The sequence below is a fragment of the Salinibacterium sp. CAN_S4 genome (assembly GCF_015752305.1).
Classification (GTDB): Bacteria; Actinomycetota; Actinomycetes; order Actinomycetales; family Microbacteriaceae; genus Rhodoglobus.
Genome location: NZ_JADOVB010000001.1, coordinates 404531 through 427897, shown reverse-complemented (window position 1 = coordinate 427897; position 23367 = coordinate 404531). Strand labels below are relative to the sequence as shown.

The 23367-nt window shown below is 63.9% G+C and carries 20 protein-coding genes; 5 read left to right on the top strand and 15 right to left on the bottom strand.

Going from position 1 to position 23367, the window contains the following annotated elements:
- Positions 1-62 precede the first annotated feature (62 nt).
- The 5 genes from IWX81_RS02155 to IWX81_RS02135 all read right to left on the bottom strand — a co-directional run bounded on the left by IWX81_RS02155 (position 63) and on the right by IWX81_RS02135 (position 4577).
- Positions 63-1796 (bottom strand): peptidoglycan D,D-transpeptidase FtsI family protein, encoded by a 1734-nt coding sequence (locus tag IWX81_RS02155; protein WP_199279624.1) that lies wholly within the window; start codon positions 1794-1796, stop codon positions 63-65.
- A gap of 62 nt (positions 1797-1858) precedes the next feature.
- Complete coding sequence (locus IWX81_RS02150) at positions 1859-2443, bottom strand: hypothetical protein (RefSeq protein ID WP_199279623.1); 585 nt, start codon at positions 2441-2443, stop codon at positions 1859-1861.
- Positions 2440-3393, bottom strand: a complete 954-nt coding sequence (gene rsmH / locus IWX81_RS02145) for a 16S rRNA (cytosine(1402)-N(4))-methyltransferase RsmH (protein ID WP_199280396.1) — start codon at positions 3391-3393, stop codon at positions 2440-2442. Before rsmH ends, IWX81_RS02150 begins: the two co-directional genes overlap by 4 nt.
- A 125-nt stretch (positions 3394-3518) precedes the next feature.
- Complete coding sequence (gene mraZ, locus IWX81_RS02140) at positions 3519-3950, bottom strand: division/cell wall cluster transcriptional repressor MraZ (RefSeq protein ID WP_097061047.1); 432 nt, start codon at positions 3948-3950, stop codon at positions 3519-3521.
- 249 nt (positions 3951-4199) lie between these two features.
- Complete coding sequence (locus IWX81_RS02135; RefSeq protein ID WP_199279622.1) at positions 4200-4577, bottom strand: DUF3040 domain-containing protein; 378 nt, start codon at positions 4575-4577, stop codon at positions 4200-4202.
- Positions 4578-4669: 92 nt separating this feature from the next.
- Here IWX81_RS02135 and IWX81_RS02130 point away from each other — a divergent pair, with 92 nt between their 5' ends.
- Positions 4670-5791 carry a polyprenyl synthetase family protein gene (locus IWX81_RS02130; protein ID WP_199279621.1) on the top strand — a complete coding sequence of 374 codons (1122 nt, stop codon included), beginning with the start codon at positions 4670-4672 and terminating at the stop codon, positions 5789-5791.
- Positions 5792-5838: 47 nt separating this feature from the next.
- Here IWX81_RS02130 and IWX81_RS02125 read toward each other — a convergent pair whose 3' ends face one another.
- Positions 5839-6180: an Rv2175c family DNA-binding protein gene (locus tag IWX81_RS02125; RefSeq protein WP_334592722.1), complete on the bottom strand. Its 342-nt coding sequence runs from the start codon at positions 6178-6180 to the stop codon at positions 5839-5841.
- A gap of 189 nt (positions 6181-6369) precedes the next feature.
- Here IWX81_RS02125 and IWX81_RS02120 point away from each other — a divergent pair, with 189 nt between their 5' ends.
- The gene (locus IWX81_RS02120) at positions 6370-7731 is read left to right on the top strand and encodes a LysM peptidoglycan-binding domain-containing protein (protein WP_199279620.1); all 1362 of its coding nucleotides are present in this window, start codon (positions 6370-6372) and stop codon (positions 7729-7731) included.
- 94 nt (positions 7732-7825) lie between these two features.
- Complete coding sequence (pknB, locus tag IWX81_RS02115) at positions 7826-9799, top strand: Stk1 family PASTA domain-containing Ser/Thr kinase (RefSeq protein WP_199279619.1); 1974 nt, start codon at positions 7826-7828, stop codon at positions 9797-9799.
- A gap of 46 nt (positions 9800-9845) precedes the next feature.
- On the opposite strand, the gene IWX81_RS02110 is transcribed toward pknB, so the two are convergent.
- From IWX81_RS02110 to IWX81_RS02100, 3 genes are all read right to left on the bottom strand, one after another.
- Positions 9846-11216 carry a class II 3-deoxy-7-phosphoheptulonate synthase gene (locus tag IWX81_RS02110; RefSeq protein WP_442977617.1) on the bottom strand — a complete coding sequence of 457 codons (1371 nt, stop codon included), beginning with the start codon at positions 11214-11216 and terminating at the stop codon, positions 9846-9848.
- A gap of 69 nt (positions 11217-11285) precedes the next feature.
- On the bottom strand, positions 11286-11975 hold the full coding sequence (locus tag IWX81_RS02105) for a lysophospholipid acyltransferase family protein (protein ID WP_199279618.1): 690 nt from the start codon (positions 11973-11975) through the stop codon (positions 11286-11288).
- 66 nt (positions 11976-12041) lie between these two features.
- Positions 12042-12986, bottom strand: coding sequence for an ROK family glucokinase (locus IWX81_RS02100; protein WP_199279617.1), 945 nt, complete (start codon positions 12984-12986; stop codon positions 12042-12044).
- A gap of 134 nt (positions 12987-13120) precedes the next feature.
- Between IWX81_RS02100 and IWX81_RS02095 the strand changes: the two genes are divergently transcribed.
- On the top strand, positions 13121-14953 hold the full coding sequence (locus IWX81_RS02095; RefSeq protein ID WP_199279616.1) for an AMP-dependent synthetase/ligase: 1833 nt from the start codon (positions 13121-13123) through the stop codon (positions 14951-14953).
- An 11-nt stretch (positions 14954-14964) separates the two neighbouring features.
- Here the strand turns inward: IWX81_RS02095 and IWX81_RS02090 are convergent, their stop codons facing one another.
- The 3 genes from IWX81_RS02090 to IWX81_RS02080 form a co-directional block, all read right to left on the bottom strand.
- The gene (locus IWX81_RS02090; RefSeq protein ID WP_199279615.1) at positions 14965-15456 is read right to left on the bottom strand and encodes a peptide deformylase; all 492 of its coding nucleotides are present in this window, start codon (positions 15454-15456) and stop codon (positions 14965-14967) included.
- Between the two features lie 3 nt (positions 15457-15459).
- Positions 15460-16842, bottom strand: coding sequence for a MinD/ParA family ATP-binding protein (locus tag IWX81_RS02085; protein WP_334592718.1), 1383 nt, complete (start codon positions 16840-16842; stop codon positions 15460-15462).
- Between the two features lie 177 nt (positions 16843-17019).
- A complete protein-coding gene (locus IWX81_RS02080; protein ID WP_199279614.1) occupies positions 17020-20418 on the bottom strand; it encodes a pyruvate carboxylase in 3399 nt (1132 codons plus the stop codon).
- A 122-nt stretch (positions 20419-20540) separates the two neighbouring features.
- On the opposite strand from IWX81_RS02080, the gene IWX81_RS02075 reads away from it, so the two are divergent.
- Complete coding sequence (locus IWX81_RS02075; protein ID WP_097061463.1) at positions 20541-21350, top strand: ParA family protein; 810 nt, start codon at positions 20541-20543, stop codon at positions 21348-21350.
- 68 nt (positions 21351-21418) lie between these two features.
- On the opposite strand, the gene IWX81_RS02070 is transcribed toward IWX81_RS02075, so the two are convergent.
- From IWX81_RS02070 to IWX81_RS02060, 3 genes are all read right to left on the bottom strand, one after another.
- Entirely contained in the window at positions 21419-21967 is a 549-nt protein-coding gene (locus tag IWX81_RS02070; protein ID WP_199279613.1) for a MerR family transcriptional regulator, read from the bottom strand.
- Positions 21968-22115: 148 nt separating this feature from the next.
- On the bottom strand, positions 22116-22814 hold the full coding sequence (ftsR, locus tag IWX81_RS02065) for a transcriptional regulator FtsR (protein ID WP_334592714.1): 699 nt from the start codon (positions 22812-22814) through the stop codon (positions 22116-22118).
- Positions 22814-23347, bottom strand: coding sequence for an FHA domain-containing protein (locus IWX81_RS02060; protein ID WP_334592712.1), 534 nt, complete (start codon positions 23345-23347; stop codon positions 22814-22816). Before IWX81_RS02060 ends, ftsR begins: the two co-directional genes overlap by 1 nt.
- Between the last annotated feature and the right edge of the window lie 20 nt (positions 23348-23367).

Below are 23367 nucleotides of genomic sequence, written 5' to 3'. Positions count from 1 at the left end.
GTTAGTGATCTTCGTTCGATACATCGCTGGCTGTTACTCCTGGCCGTCGGGTTTCGGTCGCCTCACCAGTTGACGGGCAGGTCTGGGGCCGGAGATGCTGACGGCGGCACCCGGAACGTGGTGAGGGTCTGGGCCATGACATCGCGCCAGGTCGGGGCGATGAGTCCCGAGAACACCCTATCGGGGATGCCTGCCGTCACCACGACGGCGTACTGGGGGTTGTCTGCCGGGGCAACTCCTGCGTAGGAGATCACGACACTGTTGTCGGAATATCCGCCATCGACGGCAACCTCTGCGGTGCCACTCTTGACTGCCGTGCGGTAGCCGGGAATCTGGAGTTTCGAGGCAGAACCGCTCTTATTCGCGACCTGCTCCATCATCGCGACGGTCTGACCCGCGGCCGACTCCGACAACACCTGCCTGCCGTCGGCAGCCGGGACTCCGGTCGTCGTGCCGTCGGAGTGCTCGCAGCCCTCGACGAGCGTCACGGGCATCCTGACACCTTTATTGCCAATGGTCTGGAACACGCTTGCCATCTGGACTGACGTGGCGCTCATGCCCTGGCCGTACTGGACCGCATAGTTCGTGCGACCGAACCACTGGTCTGCATCGGGAAGCTGGCCCGCTGATTCTCCGTTGAAGTCCACCTCGGTGTACTGGCCGAGTCCGAACGCGGCCATGTAGTCGTGACGTTTCGGAGCCGGCAGCCTGTCGGTGAATTGTGCGACCGCAACGTTGGATGATTCGACGAGGGCCCCAGCGAGGGTGAGGTTCTGAGTGTCATGGTAGAACGCGTCGTGGATCGAGCTACCGTCGGGCTGCTCGAGCGAGTAGGGCACTACCACGCCATCCTCCGGACTCACCGCACCGGAATCGACGAGGGATGCCGCGGTGAGGGCCTTCATCGTGGATCCGGGCTCGTACGGCGTACTGAACGCGCGCGAACCCAGAGCATCACGTGAGGCGTCGTCGACATTATTGGGGTCGAGCGTCGGCCAGTCGGCGACCGACATCAGGTGGCCATCGGCGACACGGATGACCACGGCCGTCGCCCACGTGGCGCCCAGCTCGAGCGCGGTCTGCTCCATGCGCTGCTGTACGTAGAACTGCAGGTCGCGGTCGACCGTCAGCCTCAGTGTTCCGCCGTTCTTGCTCTGCTCGGTGACGACTTCACTGCCGGGGAGGGCTGTTCCGTCTTCACCCTTCTCGTAGGTCACCGACCCGTTGTCGCTGGCGAGACACTCGTCCTGGCTCAATTCGAGCCCTGCCTGCGGTCCATCGGTTCCGATGAACCCGACGAGGTTGCCGGCAATCTCGCCGTTGGGGTAGCTCCTGGCCGACTTGCGCTCGGGGTAGATCCACGAGACGTCGAGCGCGTCGATCTGTTCGAACACGTCGAGCGTGACGCCCTTCACGAGGTACATGAAGTCAGAGGTCGGGTCCGAGGTGATCTCGGCGTACATGGCCGCGGGATCCTGCTTCGTAATCGCCGCGATCTCGGCAAGCTGTGCTGGCACCGATACCGCGGCGTCCTGCGGGAGAAGCGCAACCCGCGGAGACGCCGTGATGTCATACCGGAGCACACTGTCGGCCAGCACCGCGCCGTGGGTGTCGATGATGTCACCACGGACCCCGTAAGTCGTGATGGTCTTGCCCCGTTTGTCGAGGGATGCCGCATTGAACTCGTCGGCTCGCACGACCTGGATATCGACCAGCCTGACGACGAAGACGCTGACGATGGCGAAGACGACGAGCACGGCGAGCGAAATCCTGGCTCGGCTGCTGCGTGTTCTCATGTGGTGTGCGTCCTCAGGTTTGTCGGATCGGGATCAACGGGACCGGATCACTCGGTCTCGGATCAACGGGTCACCGGCGCCGGCAAAACGTTGGTGGTCGATGGTGCTGTATCAGTTTGCGATGCGGCGGCCGGTGCAACGACAGGCGCGACGGCGTTTCCTGTTGTCGCGCCAGCAGCGTCGACCAGCGGCATGCCCGTCAGTAGTGAATTGGTGATGAGGTTGCAGTTGCCACCGCACCCCATCGGGTCAGCTGTTCCCGGTGAGCCGTAGACGGCACCCGTGTCCATGTTGAGCGTGAGAGGGGCCGGATTCGGCACCATTCCGAGGTGCGCAGCCTGAGTGGCGAGGTTCTGCGTCGAGCCGTAGAGGTTCAGGTTCTCGCTCAGGGCATCCTGCGTCCGCAGCAGTTCCTTCTGCTCCTGCTGCAGCGCCTCGATCTGGAACGCGCCCTGGGAGACGACAATGCTGAGCAACAACTGGGCCGCGAAGATCGCGAACAGGCTCATGATCGTCACAACGGCGTACGCGAGCTTGGGTCGAGCCCTGCGCTGCTCACGAGTGGTGACGATCTCGATGTGCGGATGGATCGTCGGAGATGGTGCCGGAGCGACAAGCGGTCGGGCGTATGCAGCTGTGCCGCTCATGCTATTTCCCTTAGTTTCTCGACGGCCCTGAGCCGTACAGGAGTGGCGCGCGGATTCCGCGACTTCTCTTCGTCAGTGGCGAGCTCAGCGCCGCGGACGAGCAGCTTGAGTTCGGGGCGGTGCTGCGGCAGTTCGACGGGAAGCCCGCGGGGGGCCGTCGAGGCCGAACGAGCCTGCAGCACGCGCTTGACGATGCGGTCTTCGAGCGACTGGTAGGAGAGCACGACCATGCGCCCACCAACCTCGAGCGAGTCGACTGCTGCAGGGATTGCCCGCTCGAGGACTGACAGTTCCTGGTTGACTTCGATTCGCAGGGCCTGGAAGACCCGCTTTGCCGGATGACCAGCGCGCTGCGCCGCGGCGGGCGTGGCGGCGATGATCAGCTCGACGAGTTCGGCCGACGTTTCGAGAGGCCTGTCGACACGGCGCTGCACTATGCGGCTCGCGAACCGCGGAGCGAGCTTCTCGTCGCCGTACTGGTAGAAGATCCGGCGGAGTTCGTCTTCGCTGTAGGTCGCGAGGATCTGCGCCGCCGTGCGCTCGCTCGACGCATCCATCCTCATGTCCAGCGGGGCATCCTTGGAATAGGAGAAACCGCGCTCGGCCCGGTCGAGTTGCAGCGACGAGACGCCGAGATCGAACAGGATTCCCGAGACTCGGTCCATTCCGAGCCCGGAGAGCGCCGCGCCCAATTCGTCGTACACGGCATGCACGAGGTGAACCCGGCCCGCGAAGGGCTCGAGCCGACGACGCGCGATGGTGAGCGCATCCTGGTCCCTGTCGATTCCGACCAGGGTGATGCGAGGGAAGCGCTGCAGGAACGCTTCGGCGTGGCCCGCCATGCCGAGAGTCGCATCGACGAGCTGGGCTCCATCGGCCTCGAGCGCTGGCGCGAGGAGCTCGATGGTGCGTTCGAGCATGACCGGGGTGTGGATGGTGTTGTCTGCCATGTTGATCCGGGAGGTTCGAAGGACTTCGTCGTTGACGCTGATCCCCATCCGGTGCGACCTGGCATCGGGGAAGAAAGCCAGGGCGTACGGCTGGGAGTCAGCGTCAACGGTGAAGAGCACAGGAATCAGAAGAGACCCGGGATCACCTCCTCCGTCGTGTTGGCGAAGTCGGCTTCAGCGCTCTCGTAGTAGGCGTTCCACGCCTCGGTGTTCCAGATCTCGGCGCGGTCTCCCGCTCCGATCACGGTCAGCTCACGCCCCAGCCCTGCGTACTCGCGAAGGTTCGCGGGAATGGTCACACGGTTCTGGCTGTCGGGAATCTCCTGGTTGGCGCCGGAGAGAAAGAGTCGCAGGAAGTCACGGTTCTGCTTGCTCGTCAGGGATGCCTGACGAACCTTGACCTGGATGTTCTCGAACTCCCGCTGGCTGAAGACGTAGAGGCAGCGCTCCTGGCCACGCGTGACGACCATTCCGGACGAGAGCTCGTCGCGGAACTTCGCCGGCAGGATGACGCGGCCCTTGTCGTCGAGTTTGGGGGCATAGGTGCCTAGGAACACGGCAGCCTCCCCTCATTCTCCGGCCCGGATTCAGGTTTCCTCCACTTTACTCCACTTTGCCCCACAAACTCCATTAAATGACTCAATAAAGACGAAGTATCTCCAGAATCCGCTGAGATCACTGGGCTCACAGGGGTGGAGGGGAATTAGCCGCGTGCCCCCGATCAGGGTGCAATGGGGCACAAAAAAAGGGCCAGCCCGAAGGCTGACCCTGTTACTGCTGTACTCGTGCCGTGAGGCGGAACCGACCTACTCCCGGCCGTCCTGGCGCTTGTCCCAACGATCGTTGAGATTCGACATGAAACTGTTGGAGCCACCACGAGCCTTCGGCGTCGACGGCGGGGCCGAAGGCAACTGCTCTGTGCCCTTGCGCGGTGGCGCGAAGATCAGGAGGACGCCGGCGAACATGACGGCGAAACCGAGGACGCCGATAATGGGCTGCCTGACGATGACGCCAGCCACGAGAGTGGCCACGCCCACGACACCGATCAGCACGCCGATCACGAGGACGCGGTAGTTGGTCCTGCCGCGATGGGGGTTGACGGTGGCGACGAAGTCGGCGTCGTTTTGGTAGAGACTGCGCTCCATCTCCTCAAGGAGTCGCTGCTCCTGCTCGGAAAGTGGCATCCTGGCCCCCTCATCTCTCGGGATCTACGCGTGAAATCCACTAAACGCGCATAGGTCAATAGTACGCCCGCCGCGATGGCTAGGCTAGACAGGTGGCTGAGAGTACGCGGTTAGTTGACCTTGTCCAACTGAGAATCGACGAGTTCGTTTCTGAACGCACCGTGGAGCTCGCGGCGATCGCTCCGGAACTGGAGCAATTCACGGATGTGACCCTGTCGTTCCTGTCTGGCGGCAAGAGATTCCGAGCCCTGTTCTGCTACTGGGGCTGGCAATCGGTGACGGCATCGATCGATGAGTTCGATCCGCTCGCCCCGTCCACCTCGGAGTCCGTCCTTCCCGGGATCGTGCTCGCAGCCTCCGCCCTCGAGGTGTTCCACGCCGCGGCACTCGTGCACGACGACATCATGGACAATTCAGACACTCGCCGTGGTGCCCCTTCGGCTCACCGGAGATTCGAGACGATCCATCGAGACGGGGGCTTCAGGGGGGATGCCGCCGCCTTCGGTCGCTCAGCGGGACTGTTGCTCGGCGACCTGCTGCTCGGCTGGAGCGACGAGCTGTTCGACCGCGGCACGTCCCAACTGGTCGATCGGGCCGCTGGAGTTGCCGGACGCGCGGAGTTTGCCACCATGCGCACCGAGGTGACCGCGGGCCAGTACCTCGACATCCTGGAAGAAAGCGCGTGGGCCACCTACCCGGAGGCCGAGGCGCTCCCCCGGGCCCACAGGGTCAGCGTGTACAAGTCCGCGAAGTACAGCATCGAGGCACCCCTTGCGATCGGAGCGGCACTCGGCGGGGGCTCCCCCGCCCAGATTGCTGCACTTCGAGCGTTCGGGCTCCCCCTCGGCGTCGCCTACCAGTTACGCGACGACATGTTGGGTGTTTTCGGCGATCCTGCGGTGACCGGCAAGCCTGCCGGAGACGACCTGCGGGAAGGAAAGCGTACGGTGCTGATCGCACTCGCACGCACGAAACTCCCCACCCACCTGCAGAATGTCGTGGACGATCTGCTCGGTGATCCTGATCTGGATGCACGCCAGGTCGAAATGATCCGTTCTGCGCTCCTCGACTGCGGAGCTGTCGACCACGTCGAGCGCATCATCGAACACAACGTCGGACTCGCGAGAGCCGCTATCCGGGACGCGCCGCTCGCGGCCTCAGCCCGCGCCCAACTGCTCTCCCTGGCGGACACCGTCACGCAGCGAGTGGCCTGAGGCGCCCCGACAAAGCTTCTGGCTCGACGAGCGGTTCGCGGCGGCGGTCAGAAACCGAGGGCCTGCGCTACGCGGCGAACTTCGGCTTTTCTACCAGCCGTCAATGCCTGGATCGGGCTGACACCGAGGCTGTCGTCGGTGTTCAGCAACCACCGTAACGATTCCTCATCGCTGAAGCCACTGTCGCCGAGCACGATGAGCGTTCCCTTCAACTCGCCGAGAGGCTCGCCCCCGACGATGAATGCCGCAGGAACCTTCCAGACACCGTCGATCTTGCTGGCAAGAAGTGCGCGATCCTCAATCAGGCGACGAACCTGGCTCACTTTGAGACCGAGCATGTCGGTCAGGTCCGGAATGGTCAGCCACTGGACATCGGGTGTTTCGGTCACGCCTTAAGACTGCCACGAGACCGCACGGATTGCCGAAGTGACACCTCTGAACTCAATGTTTCGAGCACGTAAATTGCTTTCACACCAGTCACGTTGGTTGACACTGGTTATCTCCTGTGCCACCGTGGTACGAGTTGTTGCCAGAGGGCGGCGAGCACATTCGCGGGGGCGAGAGGCGGAGACACGATTATGGCAACCCATTCGAACTCCACGAACGATGTCGCTCGACGGGTCTTCGCGGGGCTCCAACCCGCCAGCCACGATCGCATAACACCCGCTCCGCGCTCTCCGGCACGTCGAAGCAAAGCAGCGCAGACAGCGTTTACGACGGGATCCGTGCTGCTCGTCGGGTCGATGGCCGCCATGACTCTCAACCTCACCGGGCCCGTCGAAGCTGCGGAAGCCAGACCCGCTCTCAAGAGCCGCGGCTCGGCTATGGAACTCGGCAAGACGATCCGGGAAGCGATGGCCGCGGCGAACTCCGCGATCAAGTCGACGGCCGCAACCCTCGTTCGCACCGCGAACACACCCGCACCGCTCTCGTACACCGTGGCTGCCGGTGACACCATCAGCAGCATCGCGGGTGCCTATGGCCTGTCCACGGCGTCGGTGCTCGCACTCAACGGACTCGGCTGGTCGTCTCTCATCTTCCCGGGCCAGGTGCTGACCCTCGGCACTCCTGCCGCACCTGCTCCTGCCCCGGAACCCGTTGTCGAAGTGACTCCGACCGTCAAGTACACGATCATCGCTGGCGACACCATAAGTTCCATCGCCGCCAGGTTCGGCGTCTCGACCGCCACCGTCCTCAGCGCGAACGGGTTGGGGGCATCGAGCCTCATTTTTCCCGATCAGACCCTCACCATTCCGACCACCCTCGTGCCGGTACCGGAAAGTGAACCAGTGCTCGCCGCCGACCTCGCCTCCCACGTGACTCCTGCCTCGTCCGGCGGTTCCTACACCATCGTGTCAGGCGACACCATCGCCGGAATCGCCGCGAAACTGGGCGTCAGCCAGCCGGCGCTGCTGGAGGCAAACGGACTGCAGGCATCCAGCCTCATCTTCTCCGGCGACTCGCTCACCCTGCCCGGATCTCCGGCTGCACCCGCGACGGTCAACATCGCTTCGACCGGGTCGAGTGTGACGATCATGAATGAAGAGATGCGCGCCAACGCGGCCGTCATCGTGCAGGTCGGCCACGAGCTCGGCGTGCCGAGCGAAGGCATTGTGATTGCTCTTGCGACGGCGATGCAGGAGTCGACGCTCCGAAATCTCACCTGGGGCGACCGCGACTCTGTCGGACTCTTCCAGCAACGACCGAGCGCCGGCTGGGGTTCGGTCGACCAGCTGACCACACCCGACCACGCGGCCAGGCTTTTCTATGGCGGCCCGTCCAATCCCAACATCGGACGGACGAATGGGCTGCTGGACATCGCCGGCTGGCAGTCCATGCCCCTTACCGTTGCGGCCCAGGCCGTGCAGATCTCGGCCTTTCCCGATGCGTACGCGAAGTGGGAAGCGTCGGCTCGGTCCTGGTACTCGGAGCTCGGCTGATTCTCGCCGTCTTTCATCTCCGATTCGCGGTCGGAAACGTCGCGAAGCCGTGTCAGGAGCGCGGACGGTCAGGCTCGAACTTTAGAATCGTGTGGTGACCGTCAACAGCACCGACCCGATGATTGGTCGCCTTCTCGACGGCAGATACCAGATCAGGTCCCGGATTGCCCGCGGCGGCATGGCGACCGTTTACCTCGCGACCGACCTGCGTCTCGAACGACGCGTGGCCATCAAAGTCATGCACGGTCACCTCGCCGACGACAGCAAGTTCAAAGAGCGATTTATCCAGGAGGCCCGGTCTGCGGCCCGGCTGGCGCATCCGAACGTCGTCAATGTCTTCGACCAGGGCCAGGACAGCGATATGGCCTACCTGGTCATGGAATACCTTCCCGGAATAACCCTCCGTGACCTCCTCACCGAGCACAAGCTGCTGACTACTGAGCAGACCCTCGACATCCTCGAGGCTGTGCTGGCGGGACTCGCGGCTGCTCACAAGGCAGGGATCGTGCATCGCGACCTCAAGCCGGAGAACGTCCTGCTCGCCGACGATGGCCGCATCAAGATCGGCGACTTCGGGCTGGCCCGCGCAGCGTCGGCAAACACCGCGACGGGGGCTGCGCTCCTCGGCACGATCGCATATCTGTCTCCCGAGCTGGTGACGAGGGGCGTGGCTGACGCACGCAGCGATATCTACGCCATCGGCATCATGATGTACGAAATGCTGACGGGTGAGCAGCCCTTCAAGGGCGAGCAGCCGATGCAGATCGCATACCAGCACGCCAACGACTCGGTCCCGGCCCCCAGCCGCAAGAACGCAAAAGTCCCGGCCGAGCTCGATGAGCTTGTGTTGTGGGCGACCTCCCGCGAACCGGACGACCGACCCCGCGATGCCAGGGCGATGCTCGATCGCCTGTACGAAGTGCACAGCGACCTGATGACGGCGCTGCCGACCACTGCCGCAACCTCCGTGCAGCGCACCATGGTGATGCCGACCGCTGCATCGCAGGAACCCACCGCTGAAACCCAGGTCATCGGCCAGCGGGGTCGCCTCCCGCTGGCACCGACCTCCGTGCACTCCCAGTCCGCGTTGTCCAGGTCATCCACTTCCGATGCGACGACCGCCCTCGCCCGCAGCGCGAAGAAACGCCGCAGTCGCGCGCCGCTCATCGTGATCCTGATCCTGCTTCTCGTCGCGGGTGCAGGAACCGCCGGGTGGTACTTCGGGTTCGGCCCCGGCTCGAGCGTCACCATTCCCTCCGACCTTGCCGGCGCCACCGTGGAGGCCGCGACGGCCGAGTTGACCTCGCTCGGTCTCGAGGTGAACCCTGAAAACGGCCAGATCAGTGATCCCGTCGTACCCGTGGGTGCCGTCGCGGCAACCGACCCGTCTGGCGGGTCGAGCATCAATCGCGGCGGAATCGTGCAACTTCTGATCTCGACCGGGCCCCAACTGCTCGATGTCCCCGCCTTTGCCGGGATGAGCGAAGACGATGCGAAAGCGGCGATCCTCGCCGTCCCGTTCACGCTCGACGAGAACGTCATCCGCCAGTTCGACGACTCCATCGCCGAGGGCATCGTCATCGATGCCCTCGCCGTGGATGGAACCAGCCTGACGGGGGTCGCCCAGTACTTCGAGCGCCGGGCGGTCACCCTCGTCGTGTCCGCAGGATCCATCCCCGACGTCTCGGGCCTCACCGTCGATGAGGCTACAGCCGCTCTCGATGAGGTGGGTCTGGGCCTGGGCGCTGTTCGTGAGGAAGAGACCAGCGACACCATTCCCCAGGGCTCGGTGATTCGCGCCGTACCGACCGAGGGCGCCGAGATCGTCAGGGTGGGCGACATCGTCGACCTCATCACGTCCAAGGGTGTGGAGCAGGTCGAAATCCCCGACGTGGTGGGCTTATCTTGGTCAGAAGCCAAGCCCATTCTTGTCGAAGCAGGCTTCTCGCTTGACTACAACCCGTTCGTGGACATTACGCCAGGGTTAGTGACCGTCTCGTCGACCAACCCCACCGGCGGGACACTCGTCGACAAAGGAAGCACGATTAAGGTCGGCTTCTCCGCTTGAAGCGAAGATTCGACTATCGCCTTTCGCTACTCAACGGCGTCACAGCTTAGAACGCGGTGAGCTCCTCGGCGACAAGGAACGCGAGCTCGAGCGACTGCATGTGGTTCAGTCGCGGGTCGCACAGCGATTCGTAGCGAGTCGCGAGAGTCGCCTCGTCGATCTGCTCTGAACCACCCAGGCACTCTGTGACGTCGTCACCGGTCAGTTCGATGTGGATGCCGCCGGGGTAGGTTCCCGCTGCACTGTGCGCAGCGAAGAATCCCTTGACCTCGTCCACGACATCGTCGAAGCGACGGGTCTTGTAGCCGTTCGGGGTGGTGAGTCCGTTGCCGTGCATCGGATCCGAGACCCAGAGCGGCGTGGCATCCATCGACTTGATAGCTTCGAGGAGCGGCGGGAGTGCGTCGCGAACCTTGCCTGCACCCATGCGGGTGATGAACGTGAGCCTTCCGGGTTCACGGTTCGGGTCGAGCTTGTCGATCAGTCGTTCCATGTCGTCAGCGCTGGTCGACGGGCCGAGCTTCACACCGATCGGATTGCGCACGCGGGAGAAGTAGTCGACGTGCGCTCCATCGAGCTCCCGGGTGCGCTCACCGATCCACAGGAAGTGCGCGCTCGTGTTGTACGGCGTCCCCGTGCGGGAGTCGATTCGCGTCATCGGGCGCTCGTAGTCCATGAGCAGGCCTTCATGGCTGGAGTAGAACTCGACGCGCTTCAGCTCGTCGAAATCGGCGCCGGCCGCTTCCATGAACTTGATGGCCCTGTCGATCTCGCCGGCGACCTTCTCGTACGCGTGATTCGCAGGATTCTGTGCGAATCCCTTGTTCCACGAGTGCACCTGACGCAGGTCGGCAAAGCCACCCTGCGTGAATGCGCGCACCAGATTGAGAGTGGATGCCGCGGTGTGGTAGCCCTCGATGAGCCGGGCAGGGTCGGCCTCCCGCGATTCCGGGGTGAAGTCGAAGCCATTGACGATGTCGCCCCGGTACGCGGGCAGGGTCACGTCACCCCTGGTCTCGGTGTCGCTGGAGCGCGGCTTGGCGAACTGGCCGGCCATGCGGCCCATCTTCACGATCGGCTTCGACGCTCCGTAGGTGAGCACCACAGCCATCTGGAGGATCGTTTTGACCCTGTCCCTGATGTTCTGGGCCGTCGCGCCAGCAAAGGTCTCGGCGCAGTCTCCACCCTGCAGCAGGAAGGCATCCCCCTGGGCGGCCCTGGCGAGTCGCTCACGCAGCACATCGACCTCGCCCGCGAAGACGAGGGGTGGCAGGCTGGCGATCTTCGCCGATGCCGCACCCACGGCATCCGGGTTCGGCCAGCTCGGCTGCTGCTTGATGGGGAGGGTCCGCCAATAATCGAGGCCCGCGATCACGTCTGGATCTGCGAGCACTACGGGTTCTGACGGGTCGACCACGGGATGGTTCCTTAGCTGTGACGAAAACTGGCGAATCGAAAACGGAGCGGGCACGAAGCCCCGCACAGCCTATCGGCTCCGGGATGCCTTCTTCTCTTTCACAGAACTGGCGTAGACGTCGACATATTCCTGCCCGCTGATACGACTGAGTTCATACATGATCTCGTCGGTGATCGACCGCAGGATGAACCTGTCGCTCTCCATGCCCTCGAACCTGGAGAAGTCGAGCGGCTCACCGAAGATGACGCCGATCCTACGCACCTTGGGCATGGTGCTTCCGATCGGCATGACCTTTTCGGTGTCGATCATGGCCACCGGCACGACCGGCACATGCCCTTCCAGGATCATGCGGGCCACGCCGGTTCGACCGCGATACATCTTGCCGTCGGGGCTGCGCGTGCCTTCGGGGTAGATCCCGAGCACGTTGCCCTTCGCGACCACGGCGAGTCCGGTGTTGAGCGACGCTTCCGATGCCTTGCCGCCGGAGCGGTCGATCGGGAGCATCCCCGTTCCGAGCAGGAAGTGCTTCGTCGCCCAGTTCTTGAGCCCCTTACCGGTGAAATAGTCGCTCTTCGCGAGAAAGTAGATGCGACGGTCGATCAGCAGCGGCAGGAAGATCGAGTCGATGACGGAGAGGTGATTGCTCGCGAGGATCACTCCCCCGGTCTTCGGGATGTTCTCGAGCCCGACGATCCACGGCCTGAACACCGTCTTGATCAGCGGGCCAGCCACCAGGTTCTTCATGAACCAGTAGAACATCGCACAACCTCTTCACTGGGGAGCCTCCACTCTAATGCCGTGCTGCCGCGACCGAGCGCCGACCCGTCAACCGAGCAGCCGTAGCCGCGCGAGATCCGCTGCTCCCACCACTCCTGCATCATTCACGAGCTCCGCAATCATGAAAGCTGGTTCAGGATGATAGCCGCGGGCTGGCAGGTTTTCCCGATACGAGTCGCGGATGGGGTTCAGGAGCAGGTCGCCCGCCACCGATACGCCCCCGCCGAACACGAACACCTCCGGGTCGAGGATCGCGCTGAGGGAGGCACACGCCTGGCCGAGCCAGTGACCCAGCTGCTCGAGGGCGCGAAGTGCTCCGGCATCACCAGACGCGATGAGAGTGCCGACGATGGTGCCGTCGAGCGCACCCGCGACACGCCTGGCCTCGGCAAGACCGAGGCCGATCCCGCCGACATCGGCGATCTCATTGGCCATCCTGAGGAGCGCGCGACCCGAACCGTACTGCTCGATACATCCGCGGGCACCGCAACCGCATGGCAGGCCGTCGGGGACGACTCGCATGTGACCCAGTTCGGCTCCCGTGCCGAAGCCACCACGGAACAGCCCGCCGCGCGTCACGATGGCGCCACCGACGCCGGTCCCGATGGTCAACATGGTCATGTCACCGACCGTGCGCCCGGCTCCGAAGCGGTATTCAGCCCAGCCGGCGGCGTTGGCGTCGTTGTCGATGGTGACCGGGAGTGACAGTCGTTGATTCAGGCGATCCCGCAACGGCTCGTTCCGCCAGTTGATATTGGGCGTGTAGTAGACGGTGGACTGCTCCACGTCGATGAATCCAGGAGCGGCTACTCCCACGGCCGAGACCTCGTGTTGTGCTGCGAGGCTGCGCACCATGTCGACCACGGCATCGATGATCGCCTCAGAGTCGCCGGCATTGGTGGCGATCCGTTCTTCGGCGAGGATGTCTCCACCCTCTGTCACCACGGCGCCCGCGATCTTGGTTCCACCGATGTCGATTCCTATGGCATGCACGGTCGTCGAGTTTACCCACGCCACGGCGATTGCGGCTCCATCGGGCGCTGACGCGGCTCCGAATACCTGTAAGACCCGCAGATCGCCGCGTAGACTGGGGTGTCAAAGCCCCGACCGGTGCCAAAGGAGATGCCGTGAAACAGTTCGACGTTCCCGCCCTAGTTGAAGCCGACCCTTCAGCGAACGCCACTGACCTGCTCGTAGAACGGGTCAGAGCGACCCCCGACCGTGCGTTGTTCTCGATCCCCACCGAAGAGGGGGGCTGGTCAGACATCACCGCGGCCGAGTTCCTCTCCCAGGTGACCGCCCTCGCCAAGGGCTTCGTCGCCGCCGGCATCGAGCCTGGCGACCGGATCGGCATCATGTGCAAGACCAGCTACGAGTGGAGTCTCATCGACTTCGGCGTGTGGTTCGCGGGAGCCGTGCTCGTGCCGATCTACGACACATCCGCGCCGAGCCAGATCCTCTGGAACCTGACGGACTCCGGAGCCATCGGGATGATCACGGAGACGGCCGACCACTTCGCCCGGTTCGACGAGATCCACGCCGACGTACCCGCCGTGGCCCACACCTGGAAGATCGACACCGGCGATCTCGCCAAGCTCGCGGCATCCGGTGTCGGAGTCTCGGACGAAGAGATCGAACGTCGACGCAATCTCGCCAACGGTTCGGATCTGGCAACCCTCATCTACACCTCGGGAACGACGGGCAAGCCCAAGGGCTGCATCCTGACCCACTCCAACTTCGTCGAGACCTGCCGCAACTCGGCGCTCGCCATTCCCGAGGTCGTGAACCCGGAATCCAGCACCCTCCTGTTCATCACGATGGCTCACGTCTTCGCGAGGTTCATCGCCGTCCTGTCGGTGCACGGTGGAGTGAAAGTCGGCCACCAGGCCGATACGAAGCAGCTGCTCCCCTCCATGGGATCGTTCAAACCGACCTTCCTGCTCGCCGTGCCCCGTGTGTTCGAGAAGGTCTACAACTCGTCTGAGCAGAAAGCCGAAAGTGGCGGCAAGGGCAAGATCTTCCGCAAGGCCGCCCAGGTGGCTATCGCCCACTCGAAGGCGGTGGATGCCGGCAGCGTTCCGCTGGGCCTCAAGATCCAGTTCGCTGTGCTCGACAGGCTCGTCCTGAGCAAGATCCGTGCTGCCCTCGGTGGTCGAGTGAAATATGCGGTCTCGGGATCGGCTCCCCTCGGGCTCAGGCTCGGCCACTTCTACCGGAGCCTCGGAATGACCATCCTCGAGGGATACGGCCTCACCGAGACCACAGCTCCCATCTCCGTCAACCTCGCCTCGAACTTCAAGATCGGCAAGGTCGGCCCCCCGCTCCCCGGGGTGTCAGTGCGCATCGCCGACGACGGTGAGATCCAGGCCAAGGGCGTCGACGTCTTCGCCGGATACTGGAACAACGACGCTGCCACGGCCGAAGCCTTCGACGGCGAGTGGTTCCGCACCGGCGACATCGGAGTCATCGACGAGGATGGCTACCTCGAGATCACGGGCCGCAAGAAGGAGATCATCGCCACCGCCGGAGGCAAGAAGGTCGCTCCGGCAGTGCTCGAAGACCCGATCCGCGCGAATCCGATCATCGGCCAGGTGATCGTCGTGGGCGACCAGAAGCCGTTCATCGCCGCCCTGGTCACCCTCGACGACGAGATGCTGCCGGTCTGGCTCAATAACAACGGACTGGATGCGACGATGACGATCGCCGAGGCCGCGAGCAACCCCAGGGTCATCGCCGAAGTGCAGGCGGCCGTCGACGCGTCGAACTCGCAGGTCTCGCGCGCGGAGTCCATCCGCAAGTTCCTCATCCTCGATGCTCAGTTGACCGAAGAGAGTGGACACCTCACCCCGAAGATGAGCATCAAGCGCAACGTCATCCTGAAGGACTTCGCAGACTCGATCGAGGGCATGTACTCAGGTGCTGGCGCCCCGGCCACCGAGGGCATCTCGATGACGCCGTAGCAGCCGGAGGATCAGTACCAGGGGGCCATGCGGATCAACCGCATGGCCTCTTTCTTTGCCGCGGGCTCGAGCCCCTCGATGAACAGGTGACCATCGAGATGATCCGTCTCGTGCTGCAGCGCCTGCGCCATGAGGCCATCGCCGCTGAGTTCGACCGCATTGCCATCCAGGTCGACGCCCGTCACCCTCGCGAACGGGAACCTGAGTCGCGGGAAGTAAAAACCCGGCACGGAGAGGCAGCCCTCATCCACCAGTTCGGCCTCGCCTGACGTTTCGACGAGTTGCGGGTTGATGATGTAGCCGACCTCGCCATCGACGTTGTAGCTGAAGGCCCTCAGCCCGACACCGATCTGGTTTGCCGCTACCCCCGCCCTGCCGGGAAGGCGCACAGTCTGCAGCAGATCCTCGACGAGCAGGGCCGCCCTGGGGTCACCGATCCTGATCGGGTCGCAGGCTGACCGCAAAACGGGGTCGCCGAATACTCGAATCTCACGTACCGTCATCGGTCAGGATGCCCGGTGCTCGTCGAGACCGTCGACGACGATAGCCGCCAGCTCACGCGCCGCATTGCGCGTGTTGGGCTTCAGCGAGTGGTACCTGATCACAGACCCGGTCGCCAGCGACTGGTCGTACGGAATCCGCGCGACGGCGCGCACTCTCGACTGGAAGTGCGCCTCGATCTCCTCGAGCTTGACGAGATTGGTACCGTGGGTGGCCGTGTTGAGGGCGACGACGGCGTTCTTGACCAGTTCGGGGTATCCATTGGATTCGAGCCAGGTGAGAGTCTCTGATGCCAGCCGCGCCTCGTCCACGCTTCCGCCCGACACGACGATCACGGAGTCTGCCCGCTGGAGCGTCGCACTCATCGCGGAGTGGAGCATGCCCGTGCCGCAGTCCGTGACGGCGACAGAGTAGAAGCGCTCGGCGATGTCGGCGACCACGTTGTAGTCGTCCTCGTCGAACGCTTCGGAGATGGTGGGATCCGCGTCCGACGCAAGCACGTCCATACGGGTCTCATCGCGGGAGATGAGAGTCTGGAACTCACTGAATGTGCTGACCGATCGCGCCCGGGTGATCACGTCACGCACGGTTGCCCTGGTATTGCGCGTGATGCGCTCGGCGAGGGTGCCCCGATCGGGGTTCGCGTCGATCGCGATGACCCTGTCTTCCCGCACATCGGCCATGGCCATCCCGAGCAGCGCGGAGATCGTGGTCTTGCCCACTCCGCCCTTGCGGGTCAAAACCGCCACGAACCTCGTGCCGCCATCGAAGTTCTTGCTGATGCGGGCATCGATGGACTTGCGGTGGCGCACGGCGTAGGAATCGCCGACATTCACAGCGTGGAACGTGACCTGGTAGACGAACTGCTGCCAGAATCCCTCCGGTGCTGGCCTGCGTTTGCGCTTGCCGTTGGACATGAGCCGGTCTGCGGTCAGCATGGTGGATGGCTCTGGAGCGGTCGATACCTCGCCTCGCTGGCGTCCGCGGCGGGTGTAGACATCGTCGGGGGCTGGCAGGGCGGGAATGATCACCTGCTCCTCTTCGATCTCGTCGGGCACCGTCACTGCCTGTTCCGACGACATGGTCACAGTGGTGGTGACCGGGCCTGAGACATCCATGTAATCCGGCGTAATGGCGATCTCGGAGATCGACACCGCAGCCTCGTCGTCAGGGGTGACGTGCACCTGCACCGGCAGGGCCACCGTGAAGGTCATGCTCTCTGTGACCGGGTCGATGAGCGCCAACTCCGACGCCTGCTCTGGTTCTGACTCGTCCGGCTGGTCAGCATCGTCAACAGAGTGGTCGTCGTCGACGCTGACGGTGTCTTTCCCGTCACCGTCTGTCTCAGACAGCTCAGCGTCTTCGGACAGTTCCGCGTCTTTTGACATCTCTGTCAGTTCGGAGGACTCTGCGGTTTCCTCAGACTCTGCGTCAGCAGTGTCGTCATTCGTGGTGCGACTGGTGACCAAGGTCGTTCCCTTTCGGTGCAAACACTCAACTTTACTGGTTCACACGCCGGTGTTATCCTCAGCTTTCCGGCTGCGGACTGCCGTCGTTCCCCGGCCTTATTCGATGACCACCAGAAGGTCGCCCGCATCCACCTGCTGGGTCGCGGGAACCGCAAGCCTGACGACGGTGCCCGAGACACTCGTGGTGATCGCGGCCTCCATCTTCATGGCCTCGATGGATGCCACGGCCTGACCGGCCTCGACGGTGTCGCCTTCGGCCACCTGCAGCGTGACGACGCCAGAGAAGGGCGCAGCAACCTGTCCCGGCTTGCCAGCGTCGGCCTTCTCGGCCGATTTCACGTCGACCTTGATGCTCGAATCGCGCACGAAAACGGGACGCAACTGACCGTTGAGCGTGGTCATCACCGTGCGCATACCCTTTTCGTCGGCTTCGCCGATCGCCTCGAGACCGATGTACAGGCTGACGCCCTTCTCTATCTCCATGACGTGCTCGGTGCCGGGGTGCAGGCCATAGAGATAGTCGACGGTATCGAGCACCGACAGGTCACCGTAGGCCTCTCGACCCTGCTCGAAGATCTTGGCCGGTCCAGCAAACAGCAGTCGGTTGAGGGCAGCCCTGCGTCCGAGCGAGTCTCCGTCGAGAGCCGCCTGGTCTTCTGCGCTGATCGGCTCGACACCGATCTTGACGGTGCGACCTTTCAGCACTTTCGACCGGAACGGCTCAGGCCACCCGCCGGGAAGCTCACCGAGCTCGCCGGCCATGAATCCGATCACCGAATCCGGAATGTCGTACTTATCGGGATTCTGCTCGAAATCGTCGGGATCGGCATCCGCGGCGGCGAGGGCGAGGGCGAGATCGCCCACCACCTTCGACGACGGTGTCACCTTCGGCGGCCGACCCAGCATGCGGTTGGCCGCAGCGTAGAGGTCTTCGATCTTCTCGAAGTGGTCGGCGAGCCCCAACGCGATCGCCTGCTGGCGGAGGTTCGAAAGCTGGCCACCGGGGATCTCGTGCTTGTACACACGGCCGGTCGGCCCTGGCAGCCCGGATTCGAACGGCCTGTACACGTGACGCACAGCCTCCCAGTACGGCTCGAGGTCGGACACTGCCTGCAGCGACAGCCCGGTGTCCCTGTCCGTGTGCGCGAGTGCGGCGACGAGAGCCGAGGCCGAGGGCTGGCTGGTGGTACCGGCCATCGGGGCACTCGCCACGTCGACGGCGTCGGCTCCGGCGCGGGATGCCGCGAGCAGAGTCGCGAGCTGGCCGCCAGCGGTGTCGTGGGTGTGGACATGGACCGGCAGGTCGAACCGCTCGCGCAGGGCGGTAACCAGCTGGAACGCGGCATCCGCCCTCAGCAATCCGGCCATGTCCTTGACCGCGAGGATGTGCGCGCCTGCTGCGACCATCTTCTCGGCGAGTCGCAGGTAGTAGTCGAGCGTGTACAGCGATTCCGCCGGATCGAGCAGATCCCCCGTGTAGCACATGGCCACTTCGGCGACTCCGGTGCCGGTCTGAAGCACGGCGTCGATGGCGGGGCGCATCTGGTCGACGTCGTTGAGTGCGTCGAAGATCCTGAAGATGTCGACGCCGCTCGCTGCCGCCTCGGTGACGAACGCGTCGGTGACCTCGGTGGGGTACGGCGTGTATCCCACCGTGTTACGGCCGCGGAGCAGCATCTGAATCGCGATATTGGGCAGCGCCTCGCGCATGGTCGACAGGCGTTCCCACGGATCTTCACCGAGGAAGCGCAGCGCCACGTCGTAGGTGGCTCCGCCCCAGGCCTCGACCGAGAGCAGCTCCGGGGTAAGCCTGGCCACGTGCGGCAACACCGCAGCAAGATCGCGGGTGCGCACCCTGGTCGCGAGCAGCGACTGGTGAGCATCACGGAAGGTGGTGTCCGTCACGGCCAGTGGCGACTGCGCCCGCAGAGCACTTGCGAATCCGACGGCGCCGAGCTCGAGCAGCCTCTGGCGCGAGCCTGCGGGAGCCGGTGCATCGAGGTCGACATTCGGCAGTTTCAGCTTCGGGTCGATGAGACCGTCACCGTTGCCATTCGGCTGGTTCACCGTCACATCGGCCAGCCAGTTCAGGATGCGCGTTCCGCGGTCCTTCGACTGTCGCCCGCGCACGAGCCATGGCCGCTCTTCGATGAACGACGTGCTCAGATCGCCGGCGATGAAGTCCGGATCATCGAGCACGGCCTGCAGGAAGGGGATGTTGGTGGTGACACCGCGGAGCCTGAACTCCGCGAGCCCGCGTCGCGCGCGAGTGACGGCCGCGGCGAAATCGCGACCTCGGCACGTCATCTTCACGAGCATCGAGTCGAAGTGCGGCGAAATCTGGGCTCCAGCGGCGACCGTGCCGCCGTCGAGTCTGATGCCGGCACCACCGGGCGAACGGTAGGTCGTGATCTTGCCGGTGTCAGGCCGGAATCCCGCCGCAGGATCTTCCGTGGTGATGCGGCACTGCAGTGCGGCTCCGCGCAGTCTCAGGTCTTTCTGCTCGAGCCCGAGCTCGGCCAGGGTTTCTCCGAACGCGATGCGCATCTGGGACTGCACGAGGTCGACATCGGTGACTTCCTCCGTCACGGTGTGCTCCACCTGGATGCGGGGGTTCATCTCGATGAAGAAGTGCTGGCCCTTGCGCTCCCCCGCCGTGTCGAGCAGGAACTCGACGGTTCCGGCGTTGGCATAGTCGATGGATTTCGCGAACGCTATAGCGTCGCGGTACATCGCCTGGCGAGTGGTCTCGTCGAGGTTCGGCGCCGGAGCGATCTCGATGACTTTCTGGTGTCGACGCTGCACCGAGCAGTCGCGCTCGAAGAGATGCACGGTGTTGCCCTGTGAGTCTGCGAGGATCTGAACCTCGATGTGACGCGGACGCACGACGGCCTGTTCGAGGAACATCGTGGGGTCACCGAAGGCGCTGTCCGCCTCACGCATGGCTTCCTCGAGAGCCCCGCGCAGGGCATCCTTCGATTCGACTCGGCGCATGCCGCGACCGCCGCCGCCAGCGACCGCTTTGGCGAAGATGGGGAAGCCGATCTCGTCGGCGCCAGCCAGGAGCTCATCGAGGTCTTTGGATGCCGGGGTCGACTTGAGCACGGGCACTCCCGCGGCGATGGCGTGCTCCTTGGCTGTGACCTTATTGCCGGCCATTTCGAGCACACTCGTCGGCGGCCCGATGAACGTGATTCCCGCTTCAGCGGCAGCCTGCGCGAGATCGGGGTTCTCTGAGAGGAATCCATAGCCGGGGTAGATCGCGTCTGCGCCGCACTCTTTCGCGACCCTGATGATTTCGCTCACGTCGAGGTACGCCCGAACGGGGTGACCTTTCTCGCCGATCTGGTACGCCTCATCGGCCTTGAGCCGATGCATCGAGTTTCGATCTTCCCAGGGGAAGACCGCCACCGTCCTGGCTCCGAGTTCGAATGCTGCGCGCATGGCGCGGATCGCGATTTCGCCGCGATTCGCTACGAGAATTTTCGTGAACATCCGGTCCTTTCCTGACGCTGCCCAGCTTATGGGAGCACAACTCTGGCAATTGCCCAAGCAGATGCATTAAAAGCGGCCTTGTTTTAGGTTCTTCAACAGTAGTGAAGGTATCGTCGTTACTCGTGCATGTACTCAGCGTCAGCTCCCTCAAGGGGGGCGTGGGAAAGACCACCGTGACGCTCGGGCTCGCTTCGGCCGCATTTGCCCGAGGCGTTCGAACCCTCGTCGTCGATCTCGACCCACAGTCAGATGTGTCCACCGGAATGGATATCGAGGTGGGCGGTCATCTGAATATCGCCGACGTCCTTGCATCCCCCAAGGAGAAGATCGTCCGTGCGGCCATTGCGCCGAGTGGGTGGACGAAGGGGCGCCCCGGGACAGTGGATGTGCTCATCGGCTCCCCGTCGGCCATCAACTTCGATGGACCGCATCCGAGCATCCGTGACATCTGGAAGCTGGAAGAGGCGCTCGCCCATGTCGAGGCCGACTACGACCTCGTGCTCATCGACTGCGCGCCGTCGCTCAACGCCCTGACGCGCACCGCCTGGGCTGCGAGCGACCGGGTCACCATCGTGACCGAACCCGGACTGTTCTCCGTGGCCGCCGCGGACCGCGCCCTGCGTGCGATCGAGGAGATCCGGCGCGGGTTGTCGCCCCGGCTCCAGCCCCTCGGGATCATCGTCAACAGGCTCCGATCCCAGTCACTCGAGCACCAGTTCAGGATCAAGGAGCTGCGCGACATGTTCGGGCCACTCGTACTGAGCCCGCAACTCCCGGAACGTACATCGCTGCAGCAGGCGCAGGGTGCGGCTAAGCCCCTGCACGTCTGGCCGGGCGAAAGTGCCCAGGAGATGGCGCGCAATTTCGACCAGCTGCTCGAGCGCGTCATGCGTACAGCGCGCATCGGCGATTACGCCAACGACCCGGCCTGAGTTCTCACCGGGGCGTCTACTCGACGGCGCACGACGACGTCACAGAACGGCGACGGCTGATCCAGCGGTTATGACGCGCGAACCGAGCGACGCTTGGCGAGCTCGTCCATGGGGTCTTCGCCCTTGACCGAATCGAGTTCCACGAGGTCGTGCTCCACCTCGCGCAGCACCTTGCCGACGGCGATGCCGAACACGCCCTGGCCGCGGCTGACGAGGTCGATGACCTCGTCGTTCGAGGTGCACAGGTAGACGCTCGCGCCATCACTCATGAGGGTGGTCTGCGCGAGATCGTTGATTCCGGATTCGCGCAACTGGTTCACGGCGACCCGGATCTGCTGCAGCGAGATCCCCGTGTCGAGAAGTCGCTTGACGAGCTTCAGGACGAGAATGTCGCGGAATCCGTAGAGCCGTTGTGACCCTGAACCAGCGGCACCGCGAACTGTGGGCTCGACGAGCTGGGTGCGGGCCCAGTAGTCCAGCTGGCGGTAGCTGATCCCCGCAGCACGGGCGGCCACTGCGCCTCGGTAACCGGCGTCCGAATCGAGTTCGACCATCCCGTCGGTGAAGAGCAGGCCGAGATCGTAGCGGGATGACTCGCTACGGTTGAGTTCACTCATGGCACATGCCCCTTTATTGCTGAAGAGTACAAACATTCATCTTGCAGTTGACACTTAACGTTGGCGTCTGACTCCAAGGTACCCACGCCCCGAGGCTCGAACGACGACATTCGTCAGGCGTGTCGAAACGGGGGGTGTCTCGAACGTACTACGAATCGAGTCTCGTGAGGGCGGATCTGATCAGACTGCTGCGGACGATTTCGAGCTGGCCCGCTATCTCGCGCGCCATCTCTGCGGCCCGCGCGCGGCTCGATGCATCCTTGCGCCTGGCGACAGGCATCAGGGCATTCTCGATCAGCCCGAGCTCGCGCTCAGCCGATGCGCGGAATCCCCTGAGGTGCCTCGGCTCGATGCCGGAGCGTTGCAATTCGACGAGCGACTTGAGCACCGCGAGGGAATCCTCGCCGAACAGGTCAGCCGGCACGATGAGGGACGCCGAGATCGCATCCCCGAGCAGCATCGAATTCGCACCGGCCTCACGGATCAACTCGTCCCTGCTGAACTTCCGTTCCGTCGAGAGCATCGACGCGCCGGGAAGCACGCCACCCGGCAACTCCGGGCTGCGGCCAGCGTCCAGTTCGGTCAGGTAGCCCCTGATGACTTTCAGCGGCAGATAGTGATCGCGCTGCATCGACAATACGAACCGCAGGCGATCCATGTCGGACGATGAGAACTTGCGGTATCCGGATTCAGTCCTTGCCGGGGATACGAGTTGCCGTTCCTCCAGGAACCGCAGCTTCGACGGAGTGAGGTCGGGAAACTCGGGACTGAGCTTGGAGAGGACCTGCCCGATGCTCAGGAGACTCTGAGTCCCCGTCGTTCGCGCCTGGGCGGCAGTGCCCGCCACTACCGTCCGGCCAGGTGAGCGAGGTCGAGTCGCGAGGCGTAGAACGTGAGGCGGAACTTGCCGACCTGCACCTCGGCGCCATCGCTGAGCAGAGCCGTGTCGATGCGAACACCGTCGAAATACGTGCCGTTGAGCGAGCCGAGATCCTTGACCCTGAAGGACGTTCCGGTGCGCAGGAATTCCGCGTGGCGCCGTGACACTGTCACGTCGTCAAGGAAGATGTCCGCTTCGGGGTGGCGACCGACCGTAGTGACGTCGGCATCGAGAAGGAAGCGTGCCCCGACATTGGGTCCGCGACGCACTACGAGCAGCGCGGAGCCCGAGGGCAGCGCAGAAATCGCGTCCTGTTCCTCGGGGGATGTTGAGCCATCCAGTGCCGCCAGCTGGGCCGCGAACTCGTCCCCGTACGTGACTGTCGTATCGTCGCGCGGCGTTGAAGTCTCTTCAGGCACAGCTTCTCCCAGTTCGGCGTTGTCGGGCGTTATGCCCTCGGGAACGTCCGCGCCGTCACGAGTGTTGTCATTTCCAGCCATTGCAGTCCTCCCCTGTAGTC